General features: G+C 71.1%; 9 protein-coding genes and 1 pseudogene. 2 read left to right on the plus strand and 8 right to left on the minus strand.

Annotated features, from left to right (window positions below):
* Together O3Q52_RS32640 and O3Q52_RS32645 are read right to left on the minus strand one after the other, a co-directional pair.
* Nucleotides 1-1050 (minus strand): maltotransferase domain-containing protein (locus O3Q52_RS32640; RefSeq protein ID WP_269652284.1); only part of this gene is annotated, 1050 nt, incomplete at its 3' end.
* A 128-nt stretch (nucleotides 1051-1178) separates the two neighbouring features.
* Nucleotides 1179-1490, minus strand: a complete 312-nt coding sequence (locus O3Q52_RS32645; protein ID WP_055615034.1) for a DUF5133 domain-containing protein — start codon at nucleotides 1488-1490, stop codon at nucleotides 1179-1181.
* A 303-nt stretch (nucleotides 1491-1793) separates the two neighbouring features.
* Here O3Q52_RS32645 and O3Q52_RS32650 point away from each other — a divergent pair, with 303 nt between their 5' ends.
* A complete protein-coding gene (locus O3Q52_RS32650) occupies nucleotides 1794-2318 on the plus strand; it encodes a pep a2 (protein ID WP_269652285.1) in 525 nt (174 codons plus the stop codon).
* Nucleotides 2319-2455: 137 nt separating this feature from the next.
* Here the strand turns inward: O3Q52_RS32650 and O3Q52_RS32655 are convergent, their stop codons facing one another.
* The 6 genes and pseudogenes from O3Q52_RS32655 to O3Q52_RS32680 form a co-directional block, all read right to left on the minus strand.
* Nucleotides 2456-6295 carry a helix-turn-helix domain-containing protein gene (locus tag O3Q52_RS32655; RefSeq protein WP_269652286.1) on the minus strand — a complete coding sequence of 1280 codons (3840 nt, stop codon included), beginning with the start codon at nucleotides 6293-6295 and terminating at the stop codon, nucleotides 2456-2458.
* A gap of 333 nt (nucleotides 6296-6628) precedes the next feature.
* The gene (locus O3Q52_RS32660) at nucleotides 6629-9643 is read right to left on the minus strand and encodes a glycosyl hydrolase (protein ID WP_269652287.1); all 3015 of its coding nucleotides are present in this window, start codon (nucleotides 9641-9643) and stop codon (nucleotides 6629-6631) included.
* Nucleotides 9644-9821: 178 nt separating this feature from the next.
* On the minus strand, nucleotides 9822-10427 hold the full coding sequence (locus O3Q52_RS32665) for a hypothetical protein (protein WP_269652288.1): 606 nt from the start codon (nucleotides 10425-10427) through the stop codon (nucleotides 9822-9824).
* Between the two features lie 63 nt (nucleotides 10428-10490).
* A complete protein-coding gene (locus O3Q52_RS32670) occupies nucleotides 10491-12356 on the minus strand; it encodes a long-chain fatty acid--CoA ligase (protein ID WP_269652291.1) in 1866 nt (621 codons plus the stop codon).
* Between the two features lie 188 nt (nucleotides 12357-12544).
* Nucleotides 12545-13369, minus strand: a pseudogene (locus tag O3Q52_RS32675) (ThuA domain-containing protein); the annotation flags it as partial.
* A 41-nt stretch (nucleotides 13370-13410) separates the two neighbouring features.
* On the minus strand, nucleotides 13411-13764 hold the full coding sequence (locus O3Q52_RS32680; protein ID WP_269652289.1) for an RICIN domain-containing protein: 354 nt from the start codon (nucleotides 13762-13764) through the stop codon (nucleotides 13411-13413).
* A gap of 384 nt (nucleotides 13765-14148) precedes the next feature.
* On the opposite strand from O3Q52_RS32680, the gene O3Q52_RS32685 reads away from it, so the two are divergent.
* Nucleotides 14149-14996, plus strand: an 848-nt coding sequence (locus O3Q52_RS32685; protein ID WP_269652290.1) for an alpha/beta fold hydrolase, incomplete at its 3' end; no start/stop codon positions are given.

A 14996-nucleotide genomic window follows, 5' to 3' on the forward strand; every position in this document is an offset into this window, starting at 1 on the left:
GCGGTGGTGGAACCACTCCGGGTGCTTCTCCACCCACGGGTGGTCCGGCGAGCACTGGAGCGCGAAGTCCAGGGCGACTTCGAGACCCAGCTCCGCCGCGGTGCGTACGAAGGCGTCGAAGTCGTCGATCGTGCCGAGGTCGGGGTGGACGGCGTCGTGCCCGCCCTCCGGCGAGCCGATCGCCCAGGGGACCCCGACATCCCGACGGCCCGCTGACAGGTTGTTGTTGGGGCCCTTGCGGAAGGTCGTACCGATGGGGTGGATCGGTGGCAGGTACACCACGTCGAAGCCCATCTCCGCGATCGCCGGCAGCCGTCGCGCGGCGGTCCGGAAGGTGCCGCTGACCGGCGGCCTGTCGGGCTCGACCACCGCGCCCTCCGAGCGTGGGAAGAACTCGTACCAGGAGCCGTACAGCGCCCGCTCCCGCTCCACCAGCAAGGGCAGCGGGGCCGATCGGGAGACCCGTTCCCGCAGGGGGTGGTCCGCCAGCGCCGTGTCCACGTCCGGGGTCAGGGCGGCTGCGAGGCGGGCGATCGGCGGCCGGGACTCGTCGCGCAGAGCGTCCACGGCGGTCAGTACCGCCGCTCGCCCCGCCTCGTGCGGGACCCCGGAGGCGGCCCGTTCGTACAGTTCGGCGCCCTCCTCCAGGACCAGTCCGACATCGATGCCCGCCGGAATCTTGATGCCGGCGGCCCGGCGCCAGGTGGTCACGGGGTCGGACCAGGCCTCCACCCAGTAGACCCAGTCGCCCACCGCTCCGGGGGTGACGTCGGCGCCCCAGCGGTCGGTGCCGGGGGCCAGTTCGCGCATCGGGGTCCAGGGGCCCGTACGGCCCTGCGGATCGCGCAGGACGACGTTCGCGGCGACCGCGTCGTGACCCTCGCCGAAGACGGTGGCGGTGACCTGGAAGGCTTCGCCCGGGACAGCCTTCGCCGGGCGGGTGCCGCGGTCGACGGCCGGTCGGACATCCACCACAGGGACGCGGCCGATCGGGACGATGGGCACGCGGCCAACAGGGGGGACACGGCCGTCGGCCGGGTTGTCGGTCATGGATCTCACCTCCGTCGTCTACTGCGAACTTCTGCGCCTACTTCGCTGTGCTTGCGCTCTTCGCCGTTCTCGCTGTTGTCGCCGTTCTCGCGCCCGGTCCGAGCCGGGCAGCGGCGTCGGGGACCCCGTTAGGCCACAGGGCTTGCCGCGAGACCGTCGGAACGGCCGGGCCTGCCGGACTTGGCGGGGCGCCTGCCGTTGGCCGGGCCACCTTTGGCCCGGTCGCGGCGGCGGGCGCCCGGCCCGACCGACAGATAGCGCTCGGCGGCGTGCACGGCCTCCCGCGCGCAGCGTTTGCCCATCAGCACGCACAGCGTGTAGCCCGTGTCCTCGAAATTGCCCCGCGCCGCACGGTCGGCGGGGGCCGCGAGCATCATGCGTTCCCAGGCTCGGTACAGCTCCAGATGCCTGGCGACCTCGGCTTTGGCAGGCAGCAGCATTTCACTGGTCACCTTCCACTCCCTCGAATGCGCACGGTTCGCCCGGATCGTGCGTGAAGCCCGTGCACGGAGAGGCATCGACCGGCTACAGCGGCCGACGCCCTCACCCATGGTGCACGCGGTTGCACCCAACGTCCTGTTGTCGCTTCAACTACATCCGGCGCTCTCTCGTGTTGCACGAATGGAGTACCGCTCCCACTCTGGGACTGACTCAGGAGCGATCACTGCTCACGCTTCGTGTTCGGGGCTCGGCCCGCAGGGGCGAGGAGGAGCAAGAGCTTCGCCGGTGAGGAGCCAACGACGATGAAGACCGTAGTGCCCTGCTACTACCACCTCGACGTGGAAGTCAGTTCGGAGCGGGTCGACCAGGTCAGGCGCATTCTGGCCGCCCATCTCCGGTACTGGAACCTTGAGAACCTCGTCGAGCCCGTCTGCCACTGCGCCGATGTGCTGCTCCGCTCGATCGGGGAGCACGCGGCCGACAAGAACACCACGATCGAGATGTGGTGGAACGGCCAGCACCTCATCACCGCCGTCGCCGACAATGACGGCGGGTTCCACCCGGAGTCCGTCACGCCCGGCTGTCTGGCCCGCATCGCCGCGCTGAGCGACGGCTGGGGCTGTTGCGGCACTGGCACCGGCGGAAAGATCGTCTGGTTCTCGCGCCGGGCCCGCGCCATCGAGCGCGCTCCGCTGGTCCCGGCCGGCCCCGCGCCCAGTCTGCGGGAGGCCCGTCGGACGCCCCGCGAGATGCCCGTACCGGCGATGGCGTTTTCCACGCCCGTGGGCTCGTTCGAAGGCGAGGTCGTCGCGGCGGCCTCCCGGTAGATCCGGTCTCCGTGGAGAACGCCACCGGCCCGCAACCGCTCAGGCGGTCGTGGGCCGGTGGCGTTCCTCGCCGGGGCGCCCCGGCCCCGGCAGGAGAGGGATCCCCGCGGTCCGCCCAGGTGGGCCCGGCGGTCCGTCTAAGCCTTCGGGCAACTCCGTTTGTAGGGGACGTCCTGGACGTATCGGTCCCAGTCGTCCTTCGACAGCCCGCTGGTCACGCGACGGCAGACGGTCCGGGCCGCGCGATCCGGGGTGATCTCGTACGTCTGCAAAGGGGCGTGGTCCCCGGCGGCGTAGAGGATGTCGTCGTCGGGGCCGAACGCCAGCGCGCGGACGGTGTCGCCCGGTGTGACGAGCGCGGATCCGATCCGTCGGCGGGAGGAGACGTCCCAGAGCTGCAGGGTGCCCTCGTCACCCGCGACGGCGAGCGTGCGGCCGTCGCTGGAGAAGGCCAGGGCCGACACGTACTGGTAGGTGGTCGTGTCCGGGTCGGCGAGGACTCCGAGCCGTCGGTTCAGTCGCCCGTCCCAGAGGACGACCCGGCCGGAGCCGTCACCGACGGCCAGATGATCACCGTCCGGGCTGAAGGCCAGAGCGGTGGACTTGCCGGGGCTTCTGACGGACGGCAGCCGGGTGCCCGCGGGCATGCGGTAGGCCTGCCCGCGCTCGGTGACGACCAGGTCGCCGTCGGGATGCGAGGTCACCGCGCCGACGGAGCCCGGGAGCGTGCCGACGACGGTCCGGCGACGGAGGTCCCAGACACGGGTGGCCTCGGACATGGCCCCGGGCAGCGAGGAGAGGAGCAGCGTCCGGTCACCGGTACCGAAGGAGATACCGGTCAGTGGCTCCGGGCCGACTTCGCCGGAGCCGAGGGTGCTGGTGACGCGCCGCCGCGGAATGTCGTAGAGGGACAGCTCGGTCGCGGCGGTCGGCGACGTGTGGTTCGCCACGCCGTAGGCGAGTTCCGATCCGGTGGAATCGAAGGCGAGCAGGGCATCGCACTCTCCGTACATCGCAGCTCCCGAGGGGACCCGGCACGGTAGCGGCGGAGGCTCGGCCAGCAGCCGTCCCGTACGTCCGTCGACCAGGCGGAACCGGAGGTGCTTCCCGTCCTCGTCCGCGCGGGCGACGGCAAGAGTCCTGCCGTCGGGGCCGAACTCGACGGCCAGAGCCGGGGATTGCTCCCAGCGGGTGTGCACGGCGCTGCTGACGTTCAGTGTGTGGACGGCAGGTCCCCATGAGCCCTCCGGGCCGCCGAGGTACCGGACGATGCCGGCCTCCGTGTCGATCCTGATCTCCTGGACGGTCTCGCCGGCCAACTGGTGCCGTACGACCGGGAAGTCGGGTGAGTCCATCCGCCAGACCAGGATCTCCTCGCCGTCAGACGCCACCAAGAACGCGCCGTCCGCACTGAGTTGAGCGACCTTCAGGCCTGAGTAGGCGACCGCGGGCAGCTCCTTGCCCGACGAGACCTCCCACGCCCGGTATCCGGTGGCGTCGATCAGCCCCAGATACCTGCCGTCGGGCGTGAACTCGATCCGCTCCTTCACACACTGCTCGATGGTCGCTTTCGGCAGCCAGGGCGCGGCCAGGCGGCGCTTCTCCGTGACATCCCACAACTCGAAGCGCTCGCCCGGGACACACAGGGCCAGCAGACGGTCGTCCGCGCTGACCGTGGCATCCGTGAAGGCGGGGTCGTCCGTCAGGGCCGTGCCTCGGCCGTCCTTCCGCTGCCGGTTCATGTGGGCCGTGAGCCTCGCCCACTCCACCTGGGCGCCGGTCGCCCCGTCCACCTTCGCGTCCGTGTCGCGCGCGATCTCCAGGAGCTTCCGCCGGGACCGGGCGTCCCAGAGCTGCACCCGGCGCTCGGATCCCTCGGCGTGGTAGACGAGGAGGCTGCGACCGCTCGTCCCCATCTCGACACCGCCGTCGGCGACCGCCAGCGGCGTCCCGTCCCGGCGCCCCGTGGCGAGGTTCCGCAACGCGGCCCTTCCCTTGTCGAACTCGGGGATCCACGACGCGTCCGCCCGGATGAACCCCACGCCCTTCGCGGCCCCGCCGAGCCCGGGCCAGGTGGCCGTACGCCGTCCCGCCCCCACGTCCCACCGGGTCACCTGATCGGTGCCGACGCTGAGCAGCGTGCGGCCGTCGGCGCTGAGATGCCGCATGGTCTCGTCGGTGCCGTCGGGATCGGTGAACACGTCCTGGTTCCGCTGCGCCGCGGCGCCGAGCAGCGCGGAGCGCGTCTCGGGAAGGTTGGCGACGCGCCACGCGGCGAGGCTGAGCCGCATCGCCGTGACCGGGTCGGACAGGCGCAGACTCTCCGCGACTCCGACGAGCCGCCGGGCCTCCGCCTCGATCCGCCGCCGCTCGCCGGACTGGTTCTGCTGCCAGGCGACGAGCGCCGCGACGAGGCTGAGCACCACGAGGACGGACAGGACGACCGTACGGGTCCTGCGGCCTCGCCGCTCACCCCGGCGGGCGTCGAGGCCGGCGTCGAGGAACTCCCGTTCCAGCGGGGTGAGATCGTCCGTGGCGCCGAACTGCTCCTCGGCGGTGGACAGCCGCACGCCCCGGTAGAGGGAGCCCGTGTCCCGTCCGAGGTCCTGCCAGGTGGCCGCCGCCTCGGTGAGCCGGTGCTGGGACCTGAGCCTTTCGCGGTCCTCGTCGATCCAGGTACGCAGCCGGGGCCATGCGGTGAGCACGGCCTCGTGGGCGAGGTCGACGGTGTCCTCGTCGAGCGTGATGAGACGGGCGCGGGCGAGCCGTTCGAGCACGACGTCCGTGTCGGCGTCCGTGGCGCCGCCCAGCGCGGTGAGTTCCGTGCGCCGGGTCGGACGGCGTGTGTCCCCGGTCCCCTGACCCGGGCTCACCAGGCGGAGCAGGATGCGGCGGGCGGTTTCGGCCTGCCCGCCGGTGAGGCTCTCGTAGAGTTCCTCGGCGGTGCGGGCGATCGCCCCTTGGATGCCTCCCGCGGCGTCGTACGCGGCCTCGCCCAGTGCTCTGCCCCGGCGTCTGCGCCAGGTTTCCAGCAGGGCGTGGGACATGAGGGCCAGGCCACCGGGCTCGTCCTGGATCTCGGCGACGATCCGCGAGGTCAGCGTCCGTTCGACGATCAGACCCCCGAGCGCGGCCGGTTTCACGATCGTCTCGCGCAGCTCTTCCGTGCTCATGGGAGCCACCAGGAGCGTGGCTTCCTGTGCGGCCTGCGCGAGTCGGCGGTACCGGGCGCAGTGGCCGTAGAAGTCGGCGCGGACCGCGACTACGACGCGGATGCCGTGGTCTTGGCGGACGGCGGTGAACAGCAGGTCGAGGAAGCCTTTTCGCTCGGCGGGATCGGCGCAGAGGGTGAAGAGTTCCTCGAACTGGTCGACCACGATGACGGTCCCGGAGCGGGTGGTGCCCGGATCCAGGACGTCGGCGTGGGTCTGCGCCGGGTGCGGTCCCGGGGTGAGGATCCGGATCGTCGCGGGCCGGACGCGCGGCGGGTCGGTCTTCTGGAGGCGGGGGATGAGACCGGCGCGCAGCAGGGAGGACTTGCCGCTGCCTGACGGGCCCGTCAGGACGACGAAGTCCTTCTCCCGGACCAGGTCGACGAGTTGGCCGACGAGGTGGTCCCGGCCGAAGAAGCGTTCGCTGTCGCTCGCCTCGAACCGGGCCAGACCTGGATAGGGAGCTTCCGCGTCGTCGTCGGCCGCGCGGCTCTCCTCGGCCGCGTCCTGGGCGGCCTGGTGCCACCGCCGTTCCCACTCGTCGCGGTCCCCGCCGCACGCCTCGGCATAGGCGAGGGCCACCGGCAGCGAGGCCAGCCGCTCTCCGGCCGCCGCGTGCGCGAGTGTGGCGGCGGAGTAGTGCGCCTGCCGGGCCATCGCGCGGTAGGTGATCCCGCCCGCCTCCCGGCGCAACTTCCGCAGCTCGTACGCGAACTGCGCGATGGGTCCCTCGGCCGGGTCCAGCGGCCGCTCACGACGTCCCATCGCATCCCCCGTCGCTGTGTGCACCCTTCGCCCCGCACGCTACGAATCTTGGTGGCGGTGGGGAAAGGGGCATGGCGAGAACGCACCACTCGCGCCGGGAAATTGTCTGAAGTGGCGACAGGGGACTGCCGGACAATGGCCCGACCGTGAAGTCTGAGGTCATGGCGGGCCGGTGCGACCGACGTGGGCGTACGGGGGAGCACGGGGGAACAACGGGGGAGCGTTCCGCGGTGCCGGCCCGCCGACGCCGGACGGGGGACAGTGTCGGGCGAGTGGGGTTCCGGGAGGCCGGGGCAGGGCGAGCCCGGCCTCCCGGAACACCACGACGAGCTTCTAGTGGGTGGGCGTGCCGACGCGGGCCTCTCCATACGGCACGAGGCGTACCGGCCCCATCAGCCCGTACGACTGCCGTGCCAGGCCGCCGTACACCCCTGGATCGCTGACCCGCAGCCGGTTGGCGAGCGGGGTCGCCACCTCGACCTCGATGACGTTCTGCCCGCGGCGGAGCAGGCCACCGAGGTCCACCACGGGGTGGATCTGGCCGACCGGGTCGAGGCGGTGGCCGTTCACGGTGACGCGGCAGGTGTCGGTGACGGCGCCCAGTTCGAGACGTGCGCCGCGGCCACCTGTCCAGGCGTCGCCGAGCGTGACCGTGGCGCGGTAGCGGCCGATGCCCGAGACGTCGGCGAGTTCCGGGATCTGTGACCAGGGCACCAGGGCGTCCAGGGTCAGGTCGTGTTCGACGACGGTGGTTCCGGTGGCCGTGGCGCCGGGCCGCCAGTCCTGTACGCGCAGGCTCCAGGAGGTGAGTTCCGTCGGCCCGGGAACGTCTTTGAGGGACGTACGCACCGTGCGTCCGTGGGACAGTTCGGTCCGGTAGGTGCCCGCCGTCGTGGCGCGGACGGTGAGTCCGGCGTCCGTGAAGCGCACCTCGTCGGCCTCGCTGGCGACCGCGTGCGGACGGCCGCCGTTGCGGTCGCCGAAGAGGCCGGGCCGCCCGATCGCCACGACGATCGTCTCCGCGGGCTGGAGGGCGACCCGCACGGTGACCGTGTCGCCGTCCTCCGTGTACCGGGCGATGCGCGCGGCTCCGCCGGTCCACGGGTCCAGCAGATACGGCACCCCCTTGGCCGTCGTGCGACGCAGGGTGACCTCGTGGTCGATGGCGGCCACGGGCGGTTTCACGGTTTCGGCGTGCTTGCCGTTGCAGAGGTAGTAGTAGTCGACGCCGTCGGCCACCCGGTGGGCGTTGAGGAGGGTGGAGGCGGACGCGTATCCGGCGTCGGGCCGTACGCCGAGCTCGGTGAGCGCGGTTGGCACCGCGGTCTTGTCGGAGACGCGACGGACCCGCGGCTGGGCGAGCAACTCCGCCACCACCGAGCGCAGTTCATCGGTCTCACCGCTGTCGGGGACGCCGGACGGCACGACGGTGTCCCACGCTCCGAGCAGCACGATCGGCAGTCCGGCGCGGGTGAGCCGCAGCAGGGCCCGGGCGTCCCGCAGGGCAAGGGTCACCGTGGAGCCGTAGAAGAAGTCGCCCTCGACGAACAGGGCCTTGTAGGCCGGGCCGTCGGGTGCGAGCCGTCCCCTGCGTACCGTCGCGGCGGGCAGGTCGAGCAGCGGGCCGCTGAGGAACTGGTGGGTCCAGCCCAGGGTGATGCCCGTGGCGGTGAACCAGGAGGCGCCGATGCCGGTGGCTGTGTAGCCGGTCTGCCGGAACACCGCCACATCGGCCCTCGGCCGGCCGGTCTGCAGTACCTGGTGGACCCGCCCGAGGTAGCCGGAGACGTCCGGCACGTGCTTCCAGGTCGGATGGCGCGGGCCCCAGGACTCGCCGTAGCCGACCGTGCCCTTGTACGGGGTGAAGGCCGCGTATCCCGGCCAGTTGACGCCCGGCAGCTCGGCGTAGGAGAAGCCGTGCACGACGGTCTGGTTGACGCCGGCCGCGTAGGCGCCGCCCATGGTGCGCAGGAACCGCTGCCAGGTGGTGCTGTAGGCGCTGCCGGAGTAGGCGCCCGCCTCGCACGAGAGCACGGTGTGCCCGGCCATGTCACGGCCGCCGGCCAGACAGCGGTAGTCGTCGAGGTTCTTGAAGCCCAGGGACTCGCCCTCGGCGATGTCCAGGAGCGCGGCCGAGGCGATGGCGTCGGTCTGCAACCCGTAGGGCTGGGAGCGAAGTTGGAGGCCGAGCGAGTGCGCCCAGGTGCGCAGCGCCCCGACGTGGTGCCTGTTGAAGAGAGTGGAGACCGTCTCCCAGAAGTCGTGCCGGATCTGGCGGGTGGCGGCGGCCTCGAAGGCGAAGACCTGGTTGCTGTTGTCGAGGATGACGGCGGGCAGCAGCGGCAGCAGGGAGCGGCCGGTGTGCTCCCGGAACGCGTCGGGCAGGCCGGGCGTCCACTGGAGCCCGTCGGTCTCCAGCTCGATCGAGTCCTCGAAGAGCGCGCCGCCGGAGACCTTGAGCAGGCGGCGGATCGCCGGGGTGAGGAGGTGGGCCTCCCAGAAGTCGGTCACCGCTCGGGTGCCGGCCGCGCTGAAGTGGTCGACGACGTAGGAGGGCGGGTCGGTGTGCGGGCCGGCCTCCGGTGTCTGGCCGGAGCCGCGCACCCAGTACGCGATCAGGACCCAGGTGGCGTCGTCGGGCGCGGTCCAGCCGATCGTGCCGTCGGAGACGGTGGGGGTGAGGTCGCGGACCGAGTCCTGGTCGAGGCCGGTCTCCTTGCGGGTGGAGTTCGCGGTGTTCACCCGCGCCGCCTGCACCAGGAGCAGCCGTTGCCCGGTGACGCCGGAGGCCGCCTCGTGGACGGGCTCGGGGACCGGGCCGGAGTAGGCGGTACCAGGGGCCAACGTGACGGCCCCGTGGGCGAGTTCCTTGACCGCGGCCTCGCTGTCGGGGGTGATGCCGGGTACCGCCGCGGGCCACGCGGGGCCGACGGTGAGATCGATGGTGAGGCCGCGTCGGGCCGCCTGGCTCAGCGCGGCCTCGACACCGGCGACCCATGAGGGGCTGCCCCAGCCGTGGCGCTCGGTGTCCAGCACCGACGGGTCGGCGACGCTGTGGTGCACGGCGGCTATCTCGGCGCCGCCGAAGCCCGCGTCGGCGATCTGGTCGATCTCCCGTCTGATCTCGTCGGGCCGCACCAGGCCGTCGGGCCACCACCAGCGGAACTTCGGCCGCACCGAGCGGCCCGGCTCGGCGAAGCCCGAGGAGGCCCCGGTGGCGGAGGCGGCCGCAGCGCTTCCGGGTCCCGCCCAGGTGAGAGCACCCGGCGCCGCTGTCGTGGCCGCGGCGGCGGCGAGCAGCGTACGGCGTGGAATGCCCGGCCGGTGAACTGCGGTGAGGTCGTCCATGGTTCCTGTCACTCCCGGAGGGCAGCACGAAGAGACCCCCTGAGGGGCCTGGTGGTTGAATCGTTTTAATCGCTGCGAAAGTAAGTCTCTCGATCAAGAGGCGTCAAGAAGCGTGCACGACGCAAATTCCTGAGGAGAGCCGACCGGGCGGCGAGGCTGCCGCTCGTGCCCCGTGGACCTACCGGCGGATGTCCTCCACCTCGCCGAAGCCGTCCGTCCGGCTCCAGCGCAGCCGGGTCAGCCACTCGGTGGACGAGCGGGTGAACGTCAGGCGCTCGACGCCGTCCGACGCCTCGACCTTCGCCCAGCCGTCGAAGCTCTCCTTGAGCTTCGTGTCCCACTTCGACAGGTTCTTGGTGCCGACCGCGGCGATGGACTCCATCGGCGGTTCACCGTCGGAGCAGTAGGGACCCCAGTCGGCGATGGCCGCGACCGTACCGCCTTCGAATGCCTTGAGCGTGATGCCCTGGCACGGATCGGACGTGGTCGCGTGGACCAGGCGGGGCTTGCTCCACGCCCCGCCCGCGGTGTCCTGGTGCTGCTCCATGAGCCCGCGCTTCGCGGCGTAGTACATGCCCACGCGGCGCCCGTCGGCCCACTCGATCTCCTCGACGAAGCGGGCGTGCGACGGCGAAGGGCGGGCGGTGGGGGAGGCCTGGGCGGTGTCGGGGCCCGGCGAGGCGTCCCCGGCCCCCGCTTCGCTGCTCCCACAGGCCACGATGGCCCCGAGGAGAGCCGTCACCCCGGCCAGCCGCGCCGGACGGACCCCGTGTACTCGTCGCATGTCTGTCTCCCCGGACCTGACCACGTCAGGCGTCGTACGAATGGCTCAGGTGAACACGACGGCTCACCTGAAGACATTGTCCGCGTCGTCCCAGCTGTAGGGATCAGCGGCCGAGAGACCAGGGGGGACTCGCGAGGACGACTGGTACATGGCCTCGATCTCGGCGGCGTAGCGTTCCGCGATGGCGTCCCTGCGCAGCTTCATCGAGGGGGTGAGCATGCCGTTGGCCAGGTCGAACGCTTCCGGGAGTACGCGGTACACGCGGATCGACTCCGAGCGCGACACGGTGCTGTTGGCCGCGGCGACGGCGCGCTTGACCTCTTCGCGCAGGGCGTTCTCCTCGCGCATCTCGCGGTCGTGCACCTCGCCCGGTATGGCGAGGACCGAGCGCCAGTGCGCCAGGAAGTCCGGATCGAGGGTGATCAGCGCTCCCACACAGGGCCGGTTGTCGCCCACGACGACCGCCTGATGGATGAGCGGATGGACCCGCAGCCGCTCCTCCAGAGCCGCGGGAGCGACGCTCTTGCCGCTGCTCGTGATGACGATGTCCTTCTTGCGTCCGGTGATGCTCAGATAGCCCTCGCTGTCGAGCCGGCCGATGTCGCCGGTGGCCAGCCAGCCGTTGTACAGCGCGGCCCGGGTGCTCGGCTCGTCGTTGATGTAGCCCTGGAAGACCGCGGGTCCCCGCACCAGGATCTCCCCGTCCTCGGCGACGTGGACCTCCATGTCGGGCAGGGGGCGTCCGACGGTTCCGAATTTCTCCCGGCCCACCGGCTGGGCCGTAATTCCGCCGCTGGTTTCCGTGAGCCCGTATCCGTCGTGGACGAAAATCCCGATTCCCGAGTAGAAGAGGGCGAGTTCACGGTTGAGGGGTGAGCCGCCCGACACCGCGCCGCGGACTCTTCCGCCCAGCCCCGCACGCAGCTTTCGGTACACCGTCTTCTCGTAGAGGGCGTGTTGCAGCCGCAGATCGAAACCGGGGCCCGGACCCGTTCCCAGCCGCTGTCGCTCGGAGGCCTCGGCGAAATCCTGCGCCGCGCGGACCGCGCGCTCGAACAGGGCGCCGCGGCCCGCCTCCTGGGCCTTGCGCAGGAAATTCTTGTAGATCTTCTCGAAGACGGACGGGACGGCGTAGAGGAACGTGGGGCGGAAGGAGAGAAGGGCGGCCGACAGCGTCTCCGGGCGCAGATCGGGCACGTGCCCCATCAGCATCCCGCCGCGCATGCACAGCCCCTGGATCATGAGGCCGTACACGTGCGAGAAGGGCAGGAAGGCGAGGATGGCCGGCTGCTGCCCGGGGGGTGCCACCGTGTGGCCCCAGCCGGCCAGCAGGGTGTCGCAGGAACTCGCCAGGCTGCGATGGCTCAGGGCACATCCCTTGGGAGGCCCCGTCGTACCCGAGGTGTAGGCGATGACCGCGGTCGAGTCGGGCAGCACGATCCGGCGCATCGACTCGACGGTGGTGAACGGTACCGACCGGCCCTGTTCCATCAGGTCCGTCAGGGCCCCGGAGTCCAGTTGCCAGACGTGCTGCAGGGTCGGCAGCGAGGCGCACACGGAGCCGACCGTCATGATGCCCTGCTCGTCCTCCACCACGACCGCGACGCAGCCGGCGTCCTTGAGGATCCAGCCGACCTGCTCGTGCGACGACGTCGGGTAGATCGGCACGATCTCGGCGCCCACCGACCAGAGCGCGTAGCTGAGCACGGTCCACTCGTAGCGGGTGCGTGCCATGACGGCCACGCGGTGGCCCGGGAAGATCCCGGCCGCGATGAAGCCCCGGGCCACGTCCACGACCTCGTCCCGCAGCTCGACCGCGGACACCGGTTCCCAGGCCCCCGGAGCGGCGTCCGAACGACGGGCCAGTTGGGACAGGGTGGGATCGCGTTCAGCCGTCTCGAAGAGACTGTCCGCGAGCCCTCCCTGCATCAATGGCCGAGCCGGTCTGACAACTTCCAAGGGGTGCATGTGCCGCTCCAGAAATTCCGCGCAGAGCGCCCCTCCGATGGAGTCCGGAATCGAGGCGTTCGAAATCTAGCCCACAGCGGCGATGGCTGTAGCACGAACCGTCGAACGCCTGGCTTGATGTCCTTTCCGGAAAGAGCGGTTCAGGTGGTGCCGAGCCACTTCAGCCCGTCGAGCAGGAAGCGGTTCTGGGTCGCACTCGCGAACGTGGACGACAGCGGGGTGTTGGAGGCGTAGTCCATTGCGTTGTGGCCGAAGTTTGCATACAGCATGCGGTACTTCGCGTTCGTCCACAGGATCGGGTAGTACCCGCTGTACCAGGTCTGGTTGGGATCCGTGCCCAGCGGGAAGCTGCTGGCGTCGACCGACGCAAGGATCTTGATGTCCGGATTCCGTCGTAGGTCGTTGGACCAGCTGTACCACTCGCTGACCGACGAGGTGAACGTGGCGGGCAGGTTCCTGGTCGAGGCGTGCGTACGGTCCTCGGTCCGCAGGACGGCGGTCGTCGGCCCCCAGGTGTTGGACCTGAAGTTCCCGCTGCCGAGGAACTGCTGGTGGTACCAGGGCCAGTTCTGCTCCTGGGTCGTGAACGCCGAGACGTGGAAGCCCAGCCAGCCGCCGCCCCCGCGCATGTACCGCTCGAAGCCCGCCCGCTGGTTGGCGGTCTGCGGCAGTTCGTCGAGGAACAGCACGACCTGGTACGTGTTCACGCCCCCGTTGGCCAGGAGGTTCCAGTCGGTGCTCGACGTGTACGTGAAGCCGTTCTCGGCGGCCCGGGCCGGGAACCACTGGTTGGCCTCACGGACGAAACTGATGTGCGCGGCGTCCCACGTACCGCTGTAGAGGGCGAGCACCTTGAACGGGGCCGCCGGGGAGGCCGCCTGGGCGGGCGGCGCGGCGAGACCCAGCAGAGTCGCCAGCAGCACGAGGACCCGCAGCGCGACGCGCACCGGACCGGAGGATCTGATTCCGGACATGGAACGTCCCTTCCTTCTCACGAGTACAGGCCTGTTCACGGTCACGGGTGGCTGACGAGGTTGGCGACGTTGGTGGTGGAGTTGGACGGGCCGCCGCGGCTGTCGACGCGGACCCGTCCGTCGGAGGTGTCGCGGAGCTGCCACTGCTGGGCCCGGCTGCTGTTGCACGCGTACTGCTGGACGGCGGTGCCGTCGGCCGTTCCGGCGGCTCGGGCGTCGACACACTTGCCGCTGCCCGCGTTCACGACAGTGGCCCAGCCGGTGGGGAGGGCGGCGGCCCCTGCGGCCTTCGTGGGCGGGGCCGCCGCCATGGCGGTCGCGGCCGACGCCACCAGGGCGAGGGCGGAGATGAGCGTGGGTATCCGACGTCCGGGTGGTCTCGTCGATCTGAGCACGGATTCTCCTGCGCGAGTGGGGGGTTGAGGAATCGCGGTTCATGAACATGAACGATGAGCGCATGCGTGGGAGCTCAGCGATCGGTGAACCTAAAGGTCTGAACCAAGCTCGTCAAGATCTGAAGCAAAGACAGCAAGAAATCCCCCTACGCCCGCAAGGAGTTGAAGGCAGCAAGCCCGGAGAAGCCGCCGAAAAGCCCCCGGGAGCCTCCGGGCAGCAACAGGGAATCCGCCGAAAAGCCAACCGGGAGGCCACCGCGGGAGCGAGGCCCGCCCTGCCGTGGACGGGCGGGCCGCCGTGCCCGTCATTACGATGGGAGAGATCGTGGCGCCGCCCCGCGGGTCCGCGTGCGAGGGGGGCCGACCGACGTCAGGAGGGCCGCCGTGAGCACGATCGCGGTGAAGTCCGCCCAGCTGAGGAGCGGGCTCGTCCTCCCGTATGCCGAGGCGGGCTATCCGGAGGGCCTTCCCGTGGTCTTCGTGCACGGCCTCGCGGACTCCTGGTGGACGTTCGAACCGCTGCTCCGGCAGCTCCCCGCCGCGGTGCACGGATACGCGCCCACTCAGCGGGGCCACGGCGACGCCGAACGGCCCCCGGACGGCTACGGGCCGGAGGACTTCGCCGGCGACCTGGTCGAATTCCTCGACGCGGCCGGAATCGGCCGTGCCGTCCTGGTCGGGGCGTCGAGCGGCGGAGTGGCCGCCCGGATGGTGGCGGGCAGCCATCCGGACCGGGTCGCGGGCCTGGTCCTGGTGGGCGTCCCCGCGACGCTCGCCGACAAGCCCGGCATCACGGCTCTGTGGGAGAAGGTCCAGGCGCTGGAAGACCCCGTGCCGCGCGCCTTCGCGGAGGACCTGCTGGGCGACCTCGCGAGCCGGCCGCTGGGCCGCGGACTCCTGGCGACGATGGCCGAGGAGAACCTCAAGGTGCCCGCACGGGTGTGGCAGGAGACCATGCGCGGCCTTCTGGAGGCGGACCTCGCCGCGACACTGAGGGGAATCCTCGTACCCACGCTCGTTCTCTGGGGCGACGCGGACAGCGTGCTGCCGCGCGCCGACCAGCAGCGGATCCTCGACGCGATCCACGGCTCGACGCTCGTCGTGTACGAGGGCGCCGGACACCTTCTGTACTGGGAGGAGCCCGAACGGGTCGTCCAGGACGTCGTCGGCTTCGCCGCCCGGGTCCTGCCGGCCCGCCCCGACGGCGACGCTCCCGGCAGGGCCGGGAGGCC

The sequence above is a fragment of the Streptomyces sp. ActVer genome (assembly GCF_027270795.1).
Taxonomy (GTDB): domain Bacteria; phylum Actinomycetota; class Actinomycetes; order Streptomycetales; family Streptomycetaceae; genus Streptomyces; species Streptomyces umbrinus_A.